16 protein-coding genes are annotated in these 17,535 nt (G+C 53.6%); 8 read left to right on the top strand and 8 right to left on the bottom strand.

Annotated elements, in window-relative coordinates:
* Positions 1 to 125 precede the first annotated feature (125 nt).
* Positions 126 to 896, top strand: coding sequence for an EAL domain-containing protein (locus ABYK60_RS10760; protein ID WP_372872022.1), 771 nt, complete (start codon positions 126 to 128; stop codon positions 894 to 896).
* A 178-nt stretch (positions 897 to 1,074) separates the two neighbouring features.
* Here ABYK60_RS10760 and ABYK60_RS10755 read toward each other — a convergent pair whose 3' ends face one another.
* The 4 genes from ABYK60_RS10755 to ABYK60_RS10740 form a co-directional block, all read right to left on the bottom strand.
* Positions 1,075 to 1,644, bottom strand: a complete 570-nt coding sequence (locus ABYK60_RS10755) for an NAD(P)H-dependent oxidoreductase (protein ID WP_372872021.1) — start codon at positions 1,642 to 1,644, stop codon at positions 1,075 to 1,077.
* A 68-nt stretch (positions 1,645 to 1,712) separates the two neighbouring features.
* Positions 1,713 to 2,069 carry a MerR family transcriptional regulator gene (locus ABYK60_RS10750; protein ID WP_372872020.1) on the bottom strand — a complete coding sequence of 119 codons (357 nt, stop codon included), beginning with the start codon at positions 2,067 to 2,069 and terminating at the stop codon, positions 1,713 to 1,715.
* Between the two features lie 9 nt (positions 2,070 to 2,078).
* Positions 2,079 to 2,315: a hypothetical protein gene (locus tag ABYK60_RS10745; RefSeq protein WP_372872019.1), complete on the bottom strand. Its 237-nt coding sequence runs from the start codon at positions 2,313 to 2,315 to the stop codon at positions 2,079 to 2,081.
* 363 nt (positions 2,316 to 2,678) lie between these two features.
* Positions 2,679 to 3,611 carry a DUF808 domain-containing protein gene (locus ABYK60_RS10740; RefSeq protein ID WP_372872018.1) on the bottom strand — a complete coding sequence of 311 codons (933 nt, stop codon included), beginning with the start codon at positions 3,609 to 3,611 and terminating at the stop codon, positions 2,679 to 2,681.
* A gap of 200 nt (positions 3,612 to 3,811) precedes the next feature.
* Here ABYK60_RS10740 and rpiA point away from each other — a divergent pair, with 200 nt between their 5' ends.
* Complete coding sequence (gene rpiA / locus ABYK60_RS10735) at positions 3,812 to 4,471, top strand: ribose-5-phosphate isomerase RpiA (protein WP_372872017.1); 660 nt, start codon at positions 3,812 to 3,814, stop codon at positions 4,469 to 4,471.
* Positions 4,472 to 4,542: 71 nt separating this feature from the next.
* Here the strand turns inward: rpiA and recJ are convergent, their stop codons facing one another.
* The 3 genes from recJ to xerD all read right to left on the bottom strand — a co-directional run bounded on the left by recJ (position 4,543) and on the right by xerD (position 8,089).
* Positions 4,543 to 6,267, bottom strand: coding sequence for a single-stranded-DNA-specific exonuclease RecJ (gene recJ, locus ABYK60_RS10730; RefSeq protein ID WP_372872016.1), 1,725 nt, complete (start codon positions 6,265 to 6,267; stop codon positions 4,543 to 4,545).
* Positions 6,268 to 6,343: 76 nt separating this feature from the next.
* Complete coding sequence (gene dsbC, locus ABYK60_RS10725) at positions 6,344 to 7,069, bottom strand: bifunctional protein-disulfide isomerase/oxidoreductase DsbC (RefSeq protein WP_372872015.1); 726 nt, start codon at positions 7,067 to 7,069, stop codon at positions 6,344 to 6,346.
* Positions 7,070 to 7,210: 141 nt separating this feature from the next.
* Positions 7,211 to 8,089, bottom strand: coding sequence for a site-specific tyrosine recombinase XerD (gene xerD, locus ABYK60_RS10720; protein ID WP_372872014.1), 879 nt, complete (start codon positions 8,087 to 8,089; stop codon positions 7,211 to 7,213).
* Between xerD and ABYK60_RS10715 the strand changes: the two genes are divergently transcribed.
* The gene (locus ABYK60_RS10715) at positions 8,088 to 8,318 is read left to right on the top strand and encodes a hypothetical protein (protein ID WP_372872013.1); all 231 of its coding nucleotides are present in this window, start codon (positions 8,088 to 8,090) and stop codon (positions 8,316 to 8,318) included. The genes xerD and ABYK60_RS10715 overlap by 2 nt on opposite strands.
* Here the strand turns inward: ABYK60_RS10715 and brnQ are convergent.
* The gene (gene brnQ / locus ABYK60_RS10710) at positions 8,315 to 9,652 is read right to left on the bottom strand and encodes a branched-chain amino acid transport system II carrier protein (RefSeq protein ID WP_372872012.1); all 1,338 of its coding nucleotides are present in this window, start codon (positions 9,650 to 9,652) and stop codon (positions 8,315 to 8,317) included. The two genes, ABYK60_RS10715 and brnQ, sit on opposite strands and share 4 nt — an antisense overlap.
* Before the next feature lie 478 nt (positions 9,653 to 10,130).
* On the opposite strand from brnQ, the gene ABYK60_RS10705 reads away from it, so the two are divergent.
* The 5 genes from ABYK60_RS10705 (at position 10,131) to ABYK60_RS10685 (ending at position 17,512) form a co-directional block, all read left to right on the top strand.
* Positions 10,131 to 10,832 carry a tRNA1(Val) (adenine(37)-N6)-methyltransferase gene (locus ABYK60_RS10705; protein WP_372872024.1) on the top strand — a complete coding sequence of 234 codons (702 nt, stop codon included), beginning with the start codon at positions 10,131 to 10,133 and terminating at the stop codon, positions 10,830 to 10,832.
* Between the two features lie 65 nt (positions 10,833 to 10,897).
* Positions 10,898 to 12,121 (top strand): ATP-dependent RNA helicase SrmB, encoded by a 1,224-nt coding sequence (gene srmB, locus ABYK60_RS10700; RefSeq protein WP_372872011.1) that lies wholly within the window; start codon positions 10,898 to 10,900, stop codon positions 12,119 to 12,121.
* 238 nt (positions 12,122 to 12,359) lie between these two features.
* Complete coding sequence (locus tag ABYK60_RS10695; RefSeq protein WP_372872010.1) at positions 12,360 to 13,571, top strand: efflux RND transporter periplasmic adaptor subunit; 1,212 nt, start codon at positions 12,360 to 12,362, stop codon at positions 13,569 to 13,571.
* A 2-nt stretch (positions 13,572 to 13,573) separates the two neighbouring features.
* Positions 13,574 to 16,756 carry an efflux RND transporter permease subunit gene (locus tag ABYK60_RS10690; RefSeq protein ID WP_372872009.1) on the top strand — a complete coding sequence of 1,061 codons (3,183 nt, stop codon included), beginning with the start codon at positions 13,574 to 13,576 and terminating at the stop codon, positions 16,754 to 16,756.
* Positions 16,757 to 16,891: 135 nt separating this feature from the next.
* Entirely contained in the window at positions 16,892 to 17,512 is a 621-nt protein-coding gene (locus ABYK60_RS10685; protein ID WP_372872008.1) for a TatD family nuclease-associated radical SAM protein, read from the top strand.
* The last annotated feature ends 23 nt before the right edge of the window (positions 17,513 to 17,535 follow it).

Below are 17,535 nucleotides of genomic sequence, written 5' to 3'. Positions count from 1 at the left end.
CTTTTGTGGCATGTACTTTTGTGGCAAATAATCAAAAGTCTGCAGCGCCGATTTTTGGACTTCCGGCAGGCCAGAGTCTACAGTGAAGTCACGCCCCCTTCCCAATCAAATGCTGAGACGAAAACGTGGACTTCCCCAGCGAAATCAAACAACAGACCTGCGCCGACTGTCTGAGCGGCGTCTCACTTGGCTTTGATATCCGCATGGCCTTTCAGCCGATTATCGATTGGCAAACCCAAACGATTTTTGCTTATGAAGCTCTGGTCAGGGGCCCGCAAGGCCAGGGAGCTCCCTGGGTATTTGAGCGGGTAAACGATGCCAATAAATACTATTTCGACCAGGCCTGCCGGGTCAGTGCCATCAAAACCGCCGCCGACCTTGGCTGCGATACCTTCCTCACCATTAATTTTTTACCTAATGCGGTCTACAACCCCAAAAGCTGTATCAAGGCCACCATTGAAGCGGCGCAGCTTTACGGTTTTGATTTAAAGAAACTGATTTTCGAAGTCACTGAAGGGGAAGATATTATCGATAAGGCGCACCTGAAGAATATCTTCCAGAGCTACGCCAAATTTGGCTTTCTCACTGCCATCGACGATTATGGCGCTGGCTACACTCACATCAGTTGGCTGGCAGAACTTAAGCCCAATTTGCTCAAACTGGACATGTCCCTTATTCGTGACATTGACAAAGCCCCCCATAAACAGGCCCACATCAAAGACATCATTGCCCACTGTCAGCTTCAGGGCACCCAGGTTCTGGCAGAAGGCATTGAAACTTATGACGAACTCAGCTGTCTGACCGCAATGGGTATTCGCTATTTACAAGGGTATCTGTTCGCCCGTCCCACGCTTGAACACCTCACCAAGGAAAGCGACATAAAACTACTTCAGTAAATTGATTGATAAGTAGATTATCTTTAACGGCCGGGACACCACTCAAACGGCCGGGACACCACTCAAAGACAGTCCCGGATAAAAAATCGCTTCTGTTGCCTTAAATAAGACGATGCGATGGCAAGACAGCCCAGGATACCGAGATTCAGGCGATATCCCGGGCAAGTCGGCAAGACTATCACTGCCCCTGTCGGCCAAAGACTTTAATATTCTGTTGCCAGCGTGCAATAAGATCTTCCGTCACCCAGGAGGCAGATGGGAAATACGATATGTTTGCCGGGGAAAAGCCACAAAACTGCAAGGTAAACCGGTTCAGCTGAGTCACGACAGCCGCTGCTTGCTCCTCGGCAAAGTCAGCTGGCGAATCCATGGTGAACATAAGTCGCGCGCTTTTGCCCTGAAGCAGCGGGATAACGGCTTCGTTATTGGCGTCATAGCGAAAAGCAAAACCAGGCAAAAGACTGCGGTCGAGCAGCCCTTTAAATGCGGCTGGCAGACTCCCCCACCAGATAGGGCTCACAATAACCAGATGCCCGGCCCAGATGAGCGCCTGCTGGAAGTCCTCCAGGCAAGGCTCCAGTGGCTGCATCCCATATCCCTCTCTCAAATTGGCATCAAAGACCATCTGTGACAGGTTAAAACGCCTTACCCTGTGATACTCCCGAGCTTCGATTTCATAGATATCGGCCAAATGTTTGCACAGGCTGTCGGCTTTCGGATTAGCGTTTATTATCAGAATATTTTTCATCCCCGTACTCCTTATCAAGGTTAACGAGGACGATTCTAAAGTCTCCCCTTAAGGGCAGAGTCAAGTGCTTAATCACTAAGGCCTGGGCAATCGTCCATAGCCGACAGACACTTATCTACCGTTGCCAGTTGTAGCCTGAGTCTCAGCTGTTGCGCCCTGATGTCCTGTTTAACCCCCTCAAGAAACCGGCGTATTTGCTGCCAGTCAATCGTATCCCCTCTGGCAGGGACTACGGCCATGAGTTTGGTCAAGGGTACACCTAAGGCTTTGGCATCGCGAATGAGGCGCAACAGCTCGAGATCCTGTGACGAATAGACCCGATATCGCCCATCACGCTTAGGAGCGGGTAACAAGCCTTTTTGCTCATAAAATCGAATGGCCTTGATAGAAAGCCCTGTCACCCTGGCCGCCTCACCTATGTACATATTCACTCCTTAGCCCCGTGTATTGCCTTTCACCTTAACCAGACTCTGAACATCCCCTAGGCCGTGAGGAACAAAGTCAGTGCTCATGGTACCGCCAGGGTCACCTGCAGCAATCACGGGCTCTGTCAGTTTGTACTTGACCAATGCCAGCGCAGCAGCCAAATCCATCGAAAAAAACATGCCTCTGTCGACACCGGCTTCAAGCCCCTGAGCAGATGCCAGCGTCCAGCCACCGCGCCCAATCAAGGTGAGTCGCCGACGACAGTACCATGGTGACCGAACTTATTACGCGCCCTAATATGGCCTTGTCCGGAAACCTGAAATGACAGCTGACACAAGCAGGCCCGGCCGCTTCTGTCATATCAGCTACCCGATGGCTTAAAGGCTTACGACTGGCCATGGTGGCCTGAATGATAGATCACACGCTGCCGAGACACGGCTGCAATTTTCTACTCATCGCCACTCCCGGTGGTTACTCGCTGCATACACCGAGATTGCCCGGGGCTTAGTCGATGACCACCCAAACACCTCCTGCAGCTTAGTCAGTAAACCAAGTCCACGCCTTCATATTCACCCTGAAAAAGACTGCCAAAGACAATCCAATGGCTATTAATCAATAGTCGACTTGGCGGGTTTAAATTTTGACATCAAGGTCATGAGTAGCACGGCGGCAGCCCCCGCGACTATGCCAAAAAGCAGATTCAGCAAACTCGGGGTAAAAAATTCCAGTACCTGGCCTATCCCTGCGATAGCAGCCACATGTTCGGCCGCAGCCTCGATACCATGATGCAGCACTGCCACGCCGTGGGTCAGAATACCGCCCCCCACCATAAACATTGCAGCCGTACCCACCACGGACAGGAGTTTCATCAATTTGGGGGCTGCCGCCAAAATCCAGCTACCAATGATTTGAGCAACACTGGATGTCTTTTTAGTGAGCCACAGCCCCAAATCATCCAGCTTGACTATGCCCGCCACCAGACCATAAACGCCTATGGTCATCACGACGGCAATAATGGACAAAGTTGCTACCTGAGTCATAAAAGGGTGCTCGGCCACCACCCCGAGGGTGATGGCAATAATCTCTGCCGAGAGCACAAAATCGGTACGAATCGCACCTTTCACCTTTTGCTTTTCATACTCTTCGGGAGTCATGCCCTTTGGCACCAACGCCTCATGGGCATCTTCACCCGCCACCGGCACATGTTTTTCTCTGGCATGCCAGAGTTTCTCGAAACCCTCGAAGCATAAAAACAGGCCACCGAACATCAACAGCGGCGTCACCAACCAGGGCACAAAGGCGCTGATGAGCAGTGCCGCTGGCACCAAAATCAGTTTGTTAAAAAACGAGCCCTTGGCAACAGCCCACACCACAGGAAGCTCCCGATCGGCACTCACCCCGGTGACCTGCTGGGCATTGAGAGCCAGGTCGTCCCCCAGCACCCCTGCCGTCTTTTTGGCAGCGACCTTACTCATTACCGATACATCATCGAGAATGGTGGCAATATCATCGAGTAAGGTAAGCAAACTGGCTCCGGCCATAACAACTCCTTGAGAAACTATCCTGAATTTTCAAAGGCTATCCTAATCTATCGCAATTCCAAAGCGCAGCCCTCAGCGACTTAAGAACATAATTCCGATATCGGGATTGAATTTTGTTAAGCGCAAACCACTTTTAGTCACACTTGCAGGTATAATAAGGACAATTTTTTTCGCATTAACGTCTTTTACAGGACCTCACCATGACTCAAGACGAAATGAAAAAGGCCGCAGCCTGGGCCGCACTCCAATATGTAGAGAAAGACAGCATTGTCGGCGTGGGTACCGGCTCCACCGTAAACCACTTTATCGATGCTCTGGGCACCATTAAGGCTGATATTGAAGGCGCTGTATCGTCCTCTGAGGCATCCACCGCCAAGCTCAAGGCGCTGGGTATTCCTGTGTATGATTTAAACAGTGTCGACAGGCTGTCGGTGTACGTTGACGGCGCCGATGAAATCAACGGCCAGATGGATATGATCAAAGGCGGTGGCGCAGCCCTGACCCGCGAAAAAATTGTCGCGGCCGTTGCCGACAAGTTTATCTGTATCGTGGATAACACCAAGGAAGTGGCGATTCTCGGCGAGTTCCCTCTGCCGGTTGAAGTCATCCCGATGGCCCGCTCCTACGTGGCCCGTGAACTGGTAAAACTGGGCGGTGACCCTGTGTACCGCGAAGGTGTGGTCACCGACAACGGCAACGTGATCCTCGATGTGCACAACATGAAGATCATGGAGCCCAAGAAGCTTGAGGCGCAAATCAACGGCATAGTAGGCGTGGTCACCAATGGCCTGTTCGCCCATCGTGGCGCCGATGTGTTGCTTGTAGGCACACCGGAAGGCGTAAAAACCGTTACCGCCTGATAGCTTCAGCTCGATGACTGAAAAGCCACCTCAAGGTGGCTTTTTGTTTTATTTGCAAATAAAGCGAAAAACTACATGGGTTCAATTTGCTCAACGAGCAACTGCAGGCTTTGATTGCCGCGAAACTCGTTTACATCGAGGCGGTAGGCAAGCTGCACATGGCGCACCGTAGCATCAGGCCACACATTGAGGTCAACATTAAAGGCGATGGCATCCAGCATCAGCCGGCCACATTCGGTTTCCACCATCATTTTCAGGTGCTTCTCACCCACAAGGCGCTGTTGCAGCAAACGGAAATGACCGTCAAACAGCGGCTCCTCAAAACCCTGCCCCCAGGGGCCACTGGCACGCAGCAGCCCGGCAGTTTCCAGGGTCATAAACTCCAGCGGCAGTTCGCCGTCTGAAAGGATTTCACCGGTTAACAGCTCAGGTGCCAATATCTCCCTCACTGTGGCATCGAAGATGGCGTTAAAGCGCGCGAAATCAGCTTTACCAAGACTCAAACCCGCCGCCATGGCATGGCCGCCAAACTTTAAAATCAGCCCGGGGTGGCGACTTGAAATCAGTTCAAGCAGGTCGCGCATATGCAGCCCCTTAATGGAGCGGGCTGAGCCTTTGATTTCAGTGTCCGACGCCTCGGCAAAAGCGATAACGGGTCTGTGATATCGGTCTTTAATGCGCGAGGCCAGAATACCTATCACCCCCTGATGCCAGTCATCCTGATAAAGGGCTATCCCCCAGGGCAGCTCATCTTCTTTCAGCTCAAGACGCTCAAGACTCTTTAAGGCTTCTGCCTGCATACCGGTTTCAAGCTCACGACGCTCAAGGTTAAGACCGTCAAGCTCGGCGGCCATGCGGCGGGCATACATGATGTCACTGCACATCAGAGTCTCAACCCCGAGGGACATTTCATCGAGCCGGCCTGCTGCATTGAGCCTTGGCCCCACGGCAAAGCCAAAATCTGCAGCCACGGCGCGGGCAGGGTTACGTTTGGCCACTTCCAGTAGCGCGGTAATTCCGGGGCGGCAGCGCCCTGCCCGCACCCGCTTGAGACCGGCATCCACCAAAATACGGTTGTTGGCATCCAGGCTCACCACGTCGGCGACTGTACCCAAAGCCACTATGTCAACCAGAGTGGCAAGATTGGGCTCGCTCCTGCCAAGGCGCTCAAACCAGCCGCGGTTTCTAAGCTCTGCACGCAGCGCCAGCATCAGGTAAAAGGCAACGCCGACACCGGCTATGGATTTACTGGCAAATTGGCAGCCTGGCTGATTGGGATTCACTATGGCATCGGCTGCCGGCAACTCATGCCCGGGCAAATGGTGGTCAGTAATCACCACCTGCATGCCAGCGACCTTGGCCGCAGCCACACCATCGATGCTGCTGATACCGTTATCAACGGTAATGAGCACTTCTGCCCCTTTTTGTGCAGCGAGTGCCACCAAAGGCACGCTCAGGCCATAGCCATAATCAAAACGGTTAGGAATAAGAAAATCGGCGCCTTCAATGCCCATCATCGCCAGCGCCAACAGACAAACTGAGGTGGAGGTGGCGCCGTCTGCATCAAAGTCACCGACAATCAGCAGCCGCTTTCCCGCTTCGGCTGCATCAGCCAAAATGACAGCAGCCTCGGGCAGTCCCAGCATAGTTTCCGGCCGCAGCAGAGACGCCAATTCCTGCTCACATTGCTCGGCCGCCACTCCACGGCGAGCCAGCAGCTGTTTCAGCAACGGATGCAAATGTGCAGGCAGGTGGGAATCATCCACAGAGGGGCGTCTGGAAAGCTTGTACTTCACGCCGGAAACTCCTTGAAAAACGTCTAAAACAAAAAGGTGAGCCTGGGCTCACCTTGTAACACCTGAGCAACCGCTATTAACGGGCAACATTACGCTCGAGCATATCATAAAGTGCACTGGCAGGCTGATAGCCTGGGATCATAGAGCCATCCTCCAGCACAATGGCAGGAGTACCATTCACACCGAAAGAGCCCCCCAGATTGTACTGACCAGCGATGTCGGCGTCACACTTGGCTGCGGCAATGGCGTTACCGGCTTTGGCATCGTCCATGGCCTTGAGTGGATCCTTGGCGCACCACACGGCTTCCATTTCATCGGCGTTGGGTGACGGCACCCCCTGACGTGGGAATGCGAGGTAACGCACCGTGATGCCAAGCTTGTTGTAGTCGGCCATCTCGCGATGCAACTTGCGGCAGTAACCACAGGTGATATCGGTAAATACAGTTACCACATGCTTTTCATTCTGGGCTTTGTAAACCAGCATCTTGTCTTCGAAGTTCTTCAGCATTTCCAGACGAGGACCAGCCAGTGCCGCCTCAGTGAGGTTTTTCATCGAACTGTCGAGATCGTAAATATTACCGTGAATAAGCTTGCTGCCATCCTGGGTGATATAGAGCACACCGCGGTTGGTGATCACCTGATATAACCCGGAAACAGGTGCAGCTGAAACTGAGCTCACTTCCAGGCCAAGGGTATCTTCTACCTTTTTCTTAAGCATATCGTTTGGTGTCGGCGAGCTGGCAAAAGCCATTGGCGCCAGGGCCAGGGTGAGCAACATAGTCAGGGTACGAGACAATTTCATGATTATTCCTTGATAAACACTGAGGTTCACAGTCACCTAAAGACTTAGACCCGTGAATGGCCTGAAAAGTTACCGACTAATGTCGACAAAAGCAAATCGACTGCCATCGATTTTGTATCAGTTAATGTTTCTGCTGTAACCTCAGCCACGCGGATGGTGCAGGCCATGCAGGTCAGCGAGGCGGGTTCTGGCCACATGGGTATAAATTTGGGTGGTAGACAGGGAACTGTGGCCCAGCAGCAATTGTACCACCCGCAAATCGGCACCATGGTTCAAAAGGTGAGTGGCAAAGGCGTGCCTTAAGGTATGGGGCGACAGTTCAGTGGAAATACCCGCCCTTAGCGCATACAGCTTGATACGGTGCCAAAAGGTCTGGCGGGTCATCTGCTGGCCACGGCTAGACGGAAACACCACTTCTGTAGCGCCCTGTTTAAGCAACTCTCCACGCCCTGCCTTGAAGAACAGCTCCAATGCGTCCTGAGCCACCTCTCCCATGGGCACCAGCCGCTCCTTACCACCTTTTCCGATTATACGAACCAGCCCCTGGCGCAGGCTAAGCTCTGACATGCCCAGCGCCACCAGCTCACTGACCCGCAGGCCTGTCGCATACAAGAGCTCGAGCATGGCTTTATCACGACACTCTATCGGATCGTCTGTATTAGGCTCAGCCAACAGTCGCTCTACTTCAGCTTCAGAAAGGCTGCCCGGCAACGGCTTGGCGAGCTTTGGCGATTCAACCAGCGCGGTGGGGTCTGTGCTTATCTGCCCCGATACCAATAAATGGCGGTAAAAACGCCTCAAACTCGAGAGCATGCGCGCGGTTGAGGTTTTGGCCAGGCCTTTTTCGACCCGAAACGCCAGATACTCACGCAATGTCAGAGTGTCCAGCGTCAGTAGTGTCATGCCCCGACTTCCCAAAAACACCTCAAACTGCGCCAGGTCGGTTCGATAGGCACTGAGGGTATTGTCCGACAGCCCATGCAGCGACCAAAGCTCATCCACAAAGGCATCAATGAGCATGGCGCCTTCGGCGCTGGGCTTTACTGCCGTGCCTTTGGACGCCCTGCGACGAGACGCCGTGCGCCCAGCCTTTGCGCTACTGGAAATCCTCTGGCCGGACCTGGGGGTGGCATTGACGCTCAAAACACTCTCCATGACTGGGTTATTAACAAAAAGCCTCCCAGCACAACAAAATCAAAAGCACAAAAAAACCGGGCAGGCCCGGCTTTTCCAAATCGATTTCAGTTAAGCCGCCTCAGCCTGGCGATTACCGATAAAGAGGCAGATTACCATGGTCGCGAGTGTTGGCAACAACCAGGCCATACCCTCGGCGTACAGTGGCATAAAGTCCACCAGACTCATATCAACACCGGCAGCTTTCAGGCCATCAATGGCACCAAACAGCAGCGCCACCGCCAACACCAGTCTGTGGCCTAATGCAGGGTTTGGCATCCGCTCGGTGAGGAAGGTCACCGCTACCAGTGCAATCACCACCGGATAAATACTCACCAGCACAGGAATACTGATGCTGATAAGCTGCGCCAGCCCCACGTTGGCCACCAGGGCACAAATGGCCGAAAACAGGATCACAAACTGACGATACTTGATGCGCGGGAACAGCTCGTTGAAGTAATCGGAGCAGGCACTCACCAGGCCCACCGCCGTGGTCAGACACGCCAGCGATACCACGGTTGCCAGCATGGCGGCACCGAGTGTGCCGAATTCACGGTCAACATATCGGGTCAGGATCTGGCCACCATTATCGGCGCCAACGGCGATATCACCGGCAGTAGCACCCAGGAAAAACAGCGAGATATACACAAACGCCAGGCCGGAAGCAGCAATAATGGCCGCACGCACCAGCGCATGGGTCTGAGCCTTGGGGTCATCTACGCCTTTTTTACGCAGCAGGTCAATAATCAGCATACCGAACATTAGCGACGCCAGGGTGTCCATGGTGTTATAGCCTTCAATCACCCCCTTGATCAGCGGACTTTCAGCGTAATCCCCCTGAGGCGCTGCGGTTTCGCCGCCGGGCAGCAGAATAACGGATACCGCCAGCGCTACCAGCAGTACCATAAGCACCGGCGTCAGCACCTTACCTACACTGTCCATCAGCTTACCGGGGAAGAGTGCCAGCAACATGGTCACAATAAAAAATCCCAGGGTAAACAGCAGCTGAGCCACATTCAGGCTTATATTGCCCAACATCCAAACGGCGCTGGTATCGCCAAGAAAGGGCTTGGCACCTATCTCAAACGCCACCAAGCCAGTGCGGGGCGCAGCAAAGGCTGGGCCGATGATGATATAAATGGCAACCGCCAGCGCCGTGGCGGCCACCGCGGGCAGGTAGGCCATAACCTTACCCTGGGTTTTGGCCACGGCAATCAGGCCCACCAGCGGCAATCCCACGGCAGTCACCAAAAAGCCCATCATGGCCAGAGGCATGTTTTCTCCGGCAAGCATCCCCGCAAACGGCGGAAATATCAGGTTGCCAGCCCCCAAAAAGAACGCAAAGGTCATAAATCCCAGACTCAGTGTGTCTGAGAAACTCATCTGCTTGTTTTGCACAAGAAGCCCCATCTTATTAGTGTTTTGTTAACAAACTTAAGTGATTATCCTTCGCTTGGCTACCGACTTACAGTGAAACAATCGGACTTGTAAAGCCATGCTTACAGGAAAAAACCGGTAAATTTGGCATGATTTGCTCATAAAAACCGCACTCGAGTGGCCATTTCAGACAGAAATCACCGTCGAGGAACCCGACGTCTTGCAAAAACCCCGGGGAAGGACAGAGACTATTACCAAAGCCGCCCTCACAGCGCAAGGAAACGACCGTTCAATTGGTAAAAAAGCCTGCGGATGCAACATCGGCGCTAACGTCATGTTGCCTGGGATCACAATCCCCCCATTTTCTGGGCTTCCTGCGTCACATTCCCCTAACCAACAAGACATGGAGTTTCCCAGAGGTAAGACCTGCCAGGGGATTTTCCGGCAATTAACCAAGGGCTCTGCTACTATGCCCGGCAAAGCAGACACAGCATTAACAGGCATTCAGATTATGGGATTCAGCTTTAAGTCGTTTCACATCGATGACGCAGGCTGCGGCATGCCAGTGAGCACCGATGGCGTGTTGCTGGGTGCCTGGGCTGAACTGTCTGGCGCGAACAATGTACTGGATTTGGGCGCCGGCAGCGGTTTGCTATCGTTGATGGCAGCGCAGCGCTGTGACGCCATGATTACTGCCATCGAAATCGACAGTGCTGCCGCGAAGGCCTGCCTGCACAATTTCAATGCCAGTCCATGGGCAGAAAGACTCAGGGTAATCGAGGCCGATGCAACCGAATCTTCAGCATTATCCGGCGAAGTGTTCACTCACATTCTGTGTAACCCCCCCTATTTCGAGACTGGCCCGCTCAGCGATAAACCCGGACGCGCCCGGGCAAGACACACAGGCAGTCTGAGTTTTACCGCCCTGTGTCAGCTGTTTGCCAGTTATTTAAGCGATAATGGCGTTGCCAGTGTTATCATGCCTACCGAGAGCGAAGCCGCTTTTTTGCAAGCACTCACTCACGCTGAACTCTTTGTCAGTCGCAGGGTGGCCGTAAGTACCGTTGAAGGCAAAGCACCACGCAGGCTATTGATAGCACTGACTAAAACACCGAGCCAGCCAACAGAAACCCAGCTGGCAATCCGGGACATTGATGGCCAATACACCCAAGCCATGACTGAGCTCACCAGAGACTTTTATCTGAAACTGTAAGACAAGGTATCGAAGTGCAAACAAAGCGCCTATAATACCGCGCCTGATTTCCTAGGAACGCCGCCATGCAATTTGAAGATTTCCAACTGGACACCGCACTGCTGGAGTCCCTGAAAGCCATGGGGCACGAGTCCCCCACCACAGTTCAACGCATGACTGTCCCCCTTGCACTGGAAGCAAGGGACATACTGGCGCGCGCACCGACTGGTACCGGTAAGACAGCCAGCTTCCTGCTGCCTGCACTGCAGCACCTTATCGACTTCCCTCGCCGCCGTCCCGGTCAGGCGCGGGTGCTTATCCTTACTCCCACCCGGGAATTGGCAAGCCAGGTACATCGCTATGCCTGTCACCTTGCCACCGACCTTGAACTGGATATCAAGATTATCACCGGCGGTGTACCTTACCAGCCCCAGGAAGCCATGCTGAAACAGAACGTGGATATTCTGGTGGCCACCCCCGGCCGCTTGCTCGAGTACCTCGACAAGGGGCTGTTCAGCGCCGAACTGGTTGAGACACTGGTGATTGACGAAGCCGACCGTATGCTGGACATGGGCTTTGGCGATGTAGTGAAAACCCTGGCTTTGGAAGCCCAGGGCCGCAAGCAGGCCATGCTGTTTTCCGCCACCCTCGAAGGCGGTGGTGTCGGCGCCTTTGCCCGTGAACTGCTGAACGACCCTGTGTTTGTGGAGTCTGAACCTCCACGCAGCGAAAAAGCCAAAATCCATCAGTGGATCCACCTGGCCGATGATAAGAACCACAAGTTCGCCCTGCTGTGCCACCTGCTCAAACAGGAAGAAGTGACCCGCGCCATTGTGTTCTGTAAGACCCGCGAAGTGGTGGCCAGCCTCGATGGCCTGCTGCAACAGGAAGGCATTGCCTGCGCCTTTATGCGCGGCGACATGGATCAGAAGAAGCGCTTCCAGGCTCTGGGCCGCTTTACCAAGGGTGAAGTCAATGTACTGCTGGCCACCGATGTGGCAGCCCGAGGTATCGATATTGACGATATCAGCCATGTGATTAACTTCGACATGCCACGCTCAGCCGACACCTATGTGCACCGCATCGGCCGCACCGGCCGTGCCGGCGCCAAAGGCACCGCGATCTCACTGGTTGAAGCCCACGACATGCGTATTCTGGGTAAAATTGAGCGCTATACCGAGCAGTCACTCAAGCGCCGTGTGATTGAAGGGCTACGCCCCAAGCACAAAGAAGCCAAGGTACCGGGCAAGAAGAAAGTCAAAGCCAAAGACACCAAGGCCAAGAAGCCTAAAAAATCGACCAAGAAATAACCGCCGTTATCATTCTTTGTCATTTACGGAAAAGGGAGCTTTTAAGCTCCCTTTTTAATGGCCATTTGGTTCACGCCCAGGTGCTGAAAAGCTGCCACTTAAAGCCGCATTTTTCCAATCAGGTCAAAGAATAGTCCAAACAAAATCAGATACATTTCCGTTACAAAAACTGATTGGTATAGCAGGCCGCATTTGGTAACTTAGGCACCGTTACCTGAAAATGGATAAGCGGGCCGTTATGAGTGCAAAATTAAAAAGAAGAATTCTCCCTCCAGTCATCCTGTTCCTGTTCATAGTTGCTGCTGTTGTCTTGCTCGGCATGAAGGAAGCACCCGAGCAGAAAACTGAAGAGTTGCCACTGCCAATCATTGAAGTGACGCAAGTGCAACAGGAAACTGTATCACTCAATCTGCCTTCCTACGGAATGGTTGCTCCCAAGCACAAGACCCAATTGGTTGCTGAAGTGCAGGGGCGCCTGCTCAGCGTGTCGGCTAACTTCGTTTCCGGTGGTGTGGTGAAAAAAGGCGATGAGCTGGCGGTGATTGAACCTTCAGATTATCAGGCCGATTTGATGCAGACCGAGGCATCACTGGCACAGGCCACTGCCGCACTCAATGAAGAAATTGCTCGCGGTGAAGTGGCCAAGACCGAGTTCAAGGGCTACGACAAGGGCGTGCCACCAGAGCTTGGCCTGCGTATTCCTCAGCTTAAAAAAGAGCAGGCCAACGTCAAGTATGCCGAGGCAGCACTTGCCCGCGCCAAACGTAATCTGGAGCGTACCGTGATCCGCGCCCCCTTCGACGGCATCGTTAAGGCGCGCAGCGTGGATCTGGGCCAATATGTCACCCTTGGCACCAAGCTTGGTGAACTGTTTGATACCGGCATCGCCGAAATCCGCCTGCCAATTACCAATGCCGATTTGGCCTACCTTGAATCGGTCGATAATCCGGATACTGAAGTGACCTTAAGCGCCACCCTGGCCGGTCGTGATGTGGTATGGCAGGGCGAGATTGTCCGCAGCGAAGGGGTTATCGATCAGAGCAACCGCATGGTGTATCTGGTGGCCGAGGTGAAAGATCCTTATCTGCGCCAACACAAAAGCAGCGGCGAGCTGCCACTTAAGTTTGGTACCTTCGTGAACGCCATCATCAAAGGCCGTACAGTCGATGGCATAGTCAGACTGCCGCGCCATATAGTGCGCGACCATAAGGTTCCGGTTGTGCGCCCCGATAACACCCTCGAACTGCGTGAAGTAAAAGTGGTTCGCACTGATGTGGAATACGCCTTTATCAAAGACAGCCTCAAGAATGGCGAGCGGGTATCCATTACCAATATAGGTAACATGGGCACTGGCCAGATGGTTAAAATCCAGGGCGAAGACAAACCTGACAGCAGCAAGGACGACACTGCACCTTCCGATGAGCGTCTGGCACAGGCAGGGGATAAGTAATCATGGACACCCATAAAGGCATCATTGCATGGTTTGCCCGCAACAGCGTCGCGGCAAACCTGCTGATGATAGTGCTGCTGATTGGCGGTCTGTTCAGCACCCAAATCATCAATAAAGAAATCTTTCCCAGCTTCGAATTGAACCTGCTGCAGATTTCCGTCGCCTACCCGGGTGCGGCGCCGCAGGAAATTGAAGAAGGGATTAACATCAAGATTGAAGAAGCCATTCAGGATGTTACCGGCATCAAGAAGGTCACCTCTGTTGCCAGCGATGGCTTTGGCAACATTACCGTGGAGGTGGAAGACGGGGTAGATCCCAAAACCGTGCTCGATGAAGCCAAGCTGCGCATCGATGCCATTTCCACCTTTCCGGCCAACATTGAAAAGCCCAACATTTATCAGCGAAAGCCCGAAAACAACGTGATCTGGCTGTCGGTTTATGGCGATATCAATCCCCACGAGATGAAAGAGCTGGCCAAGAACATCCGTGATGAAGTGGCGACCTTGCCTTCGGTGACCCGCGCTCAGGTTGCCGGTTCACGTGATTATGAAATCGGCATCGAACTCTCTGAAGATAAACTCAGAGAATATGGCCTTACCTTTACCCAGGTCGCGACCGCTGTTAAAAACTCATCATTGGATCTGCCCGGCGGCGCCATCCGTGCCAAAGACGGTGACATACTGCTGCGTACCAAGGGCCAGGCTTACACTGGCGATGACTTTTCAAGCATCGTGGTTGCCTCAGGTCTGGATGGCAGTCGGGTAATGCTGAGCGATGTGGCAACCATCAAAGATGACTTTGAAGAGCGCCTCGAGTATACCCGCTTTAACGGTAAACCTGCGGTAATTGTGGAAGTACTGAGCCTGAAAGGCCAGGACGCCGTGGCCATTGCCAACGACGTTAAATCTTACCTCGCCGAGCGTAAACTCACCCTGCCTGCAGGCGCGGAGCTCGACTACTGGGGGGATTTGACCCACTACCTCAATGGCCGTCTCAACATGATGTTGTCGAACATGCTGATGGGAGCGGCGCTGGTATTTGTGATCCTGGCCTTGTTCCTCGACCTCAAGCTCGCCTTCTGGGTGATGGTGGGTATTCCGGTGTGCTTCCTTGGCACTGTGCTGGTGATGCCAATGGGTCCCTTCGGTCTTACCATCAATATGCTCACCCTGTTCGCCTTTATTCTGGTACTCGGGATCTTGGTGGACGATGCCATTGTAATAGGTGAAAGTGTGCACACTGAGGTGGAGCGCCACGGCCACAGCATGGATAACGTCATTCGCGGCGCCCAAAAAGTTGCCATGCCCGCTACCTTCGGGGTGCTGACTACCATTGCCGCTTTCATTCCCATGCTGATGGTGGATGGCCCCATGGGTATCATCTGGAAATCCATAGGTATGGTGGTCATTCTCTGTCTGGCATTCTCACTGGTGGAGTCCAAGCTTATCCTGCCCGCTCACCTTGGCCATATGAAGGTGAACACCAAAGCCCCCACCAGCCGCCTGGGACTGATGAAGCAAAGATTCAACGAGCGGGTTGCCCACTTTATTCATCACAGTTACAAAGACTTCCTTGAGCGCGCTATCTATAACAGATACAGCTGGCTGGCGGGCTTTGTCGGCGTATTGTTCCTGTCTGTAGCCCTGGTGGGCAGCGGCATGGTGCGCTGGGTATTCTTCCCCAGTATTCCATCTGACTTTGTACAGGTGCAGCTGGAAATGGAAGAAGGCACCTCGGAAGAAACCACCCTCAAGGCACTGCAGGACATCGAAGATGCGCTGTATCGCATGAACGGCGAGATGGAGCAAAAGTACGGTGAACCCGTGGTGAAACACAGCTTTTTTGCCCTCAACTCCCGTACCAGTGCCTTTATTTTCTCTGAACTGACCAAAGGCGAAGATCGCCAGCTGGACGGCAATGCCATTACCGAAGCCTGGCGTGATGCGGTACCTGAAATGGTTGGGGTGAAGAAACTGTCGATGAACGCCACCACCGGAGATGGGGGCGCCGATGTGGCCTTCCGTCTGCAATCGAGCGACCTTGAGCAACTGGCGCTGGCGGCCAAGGAGCTTAAAGCCAAGCTCGGCACCTACGAAGGGCTGTACGACATTGCCGACAACTACTCCTCCGGCAGCCATGAAATCCGCCTGAAAATCCGCCCTGAAGCTGAAGCCATGGGTCTGACCCTGTCGGATCTGGCGCGTCAGGTGCGTTATGGCTTCTACGGCTATGAGGCCCAGCGTATTCTGCGTAACAAAGAAGAAGTGAAGGTGATGGTGCGCTATCCGCTGGAGCAGCGCCGCACCCTCGGGCATCTTGAAAACATGCTGATCCGGACCCCGGATGGCAATGCGGTGCCCTTTGCCACCGTGGCCGATTTCGAAGTGGGCGATTCCTACTCCGCCATCACCCGGGTTGACGGTCGCCGTGCCATCAGCATCACCGCCGCCGCCAACAAGGATAAAGTCGAGCCCGGCAAAGTAGTGGCCGAGATTGAAAAAGACTTTATGCCGCAGCTCAAGCGCAAGTACCCCCATATTTCCAGTGCGCTCGATGGCCAGAGTCAGGAAGAAGCCAGCGCCATGTTCAGCTTGCTGCAGGGTCTGTTCTTCGCGCTCTTCACCATCTATGCGCTGATGGCGATTCCGCTTAAGTCCTACAGCCAGCCGCTGATTATTATGTCGGTTATTCCCTTCGGTATGATTGGCGCCATCATAGGTCACCTGCTGCTTGGGCTGTCACTGAGCGTACTCAGCCTGTGCGGCATCATCGCGCTGGCCGGGGTAGTGGTGAACGACTCGCTGATTTTGGTGGACTTCGTTAACCGCGCCCGAGCTCAGGGCTATTCCATCAAGGAAGCGGCAGTGAATGCAGGTTGTTTCCGCTTCCGTGCGATTATCCTGACCTCGCTGACCACCTTCTTTGGTCTGGTGCCCATTATTCTTGAGCGCAGTCTGCAGGCGCAGATTGTGATCCCCATGGCCACCTCCCTTGCCTTCGGGATCCTGTTCTCAACCGTGGTAACCCTTATCCTGGTGCCGCTGTTGTATGTCATTCTGGCTGACTTAGGGTCACTGTGGCGCCGCTTCTTCAACTGGTGGTGGCGTCCTGACAATGAGTCGCCGCATGATGTCAGCGCAGATACCAGCAGCGCATCTTTGAGCAGCAAGCACGATCCGCTGTAGTACCAGTCATAAGTTGAATGAAAAGGGAGGGCCTCGGCTCTCCCTTTTTGATCAGGCAGACATTTTCAGACTGTTCACTTTGCTAGACTGCCTGCTTCACTTCTGGATAAGGAAGCGCTGCGGCACTCAAGCTCCATGGAAACTCTATCCAATATCTCTGACACAACACTGGTCTACGACATACGTCAGAATCGTTATCTCAATATTACCGGCCGCTGTACCCTGCGCTGCAATTTTTGCCCCAAGCAACAGGGCAGCCGGCAAATCCACCAGTATCAGTTGGCGCTTAGCTGCCAACCAGTAACCGATGATTTTCTGGCACTGCTCGGTGACGCAAAAGACTTTGATGAGTATGTGTTCTGTGGTTACGGTGAGCCAACACTTAATCTGACCACCCTGCTGGGCGTGGCGCGGGAAATAAAGTCCCGGGGGGGAAAGGTCAGGGTCAATACCGATGGTCTTGGCAATCTGTTTCATCGCCGCAATATACTGCCTGAGCTTGCCACCTGTGTGGATGCCCTGTCGGTGTCACTCAATGCCCATAACGAAATAGTCTATAACCGTCACTGTCAGCCCAAACTCAAAGGTTCATGGCAGGCAGTTAACGAATTTATCGCAGCGGCTCCCCACTACATTCCCCGGGTTGAGGTATCTGCCATTGAAGGCCTGGAAGGCGTTGATATAGACGCATGCCGGGTGCTTGTCGAGGCGGCAGGATGCCAGTTCAAACACCGAAAACTGGATGTAATGGGCTGAATAATGCGGGTCTGTTTTGGCCT

It is taken from the genome of Shewanella sp., assembly GCF_041630135.1.
GTDB lineage: Bacteria > Pseudomonadota > Gammaproteobacteria > Enterobacterales > Shewanellaceae > Shewanella.
Note: the sequence above shows the minus strand (reverse complement) of the source record. Positions and strands in the feature narration are given on the sequence as shown.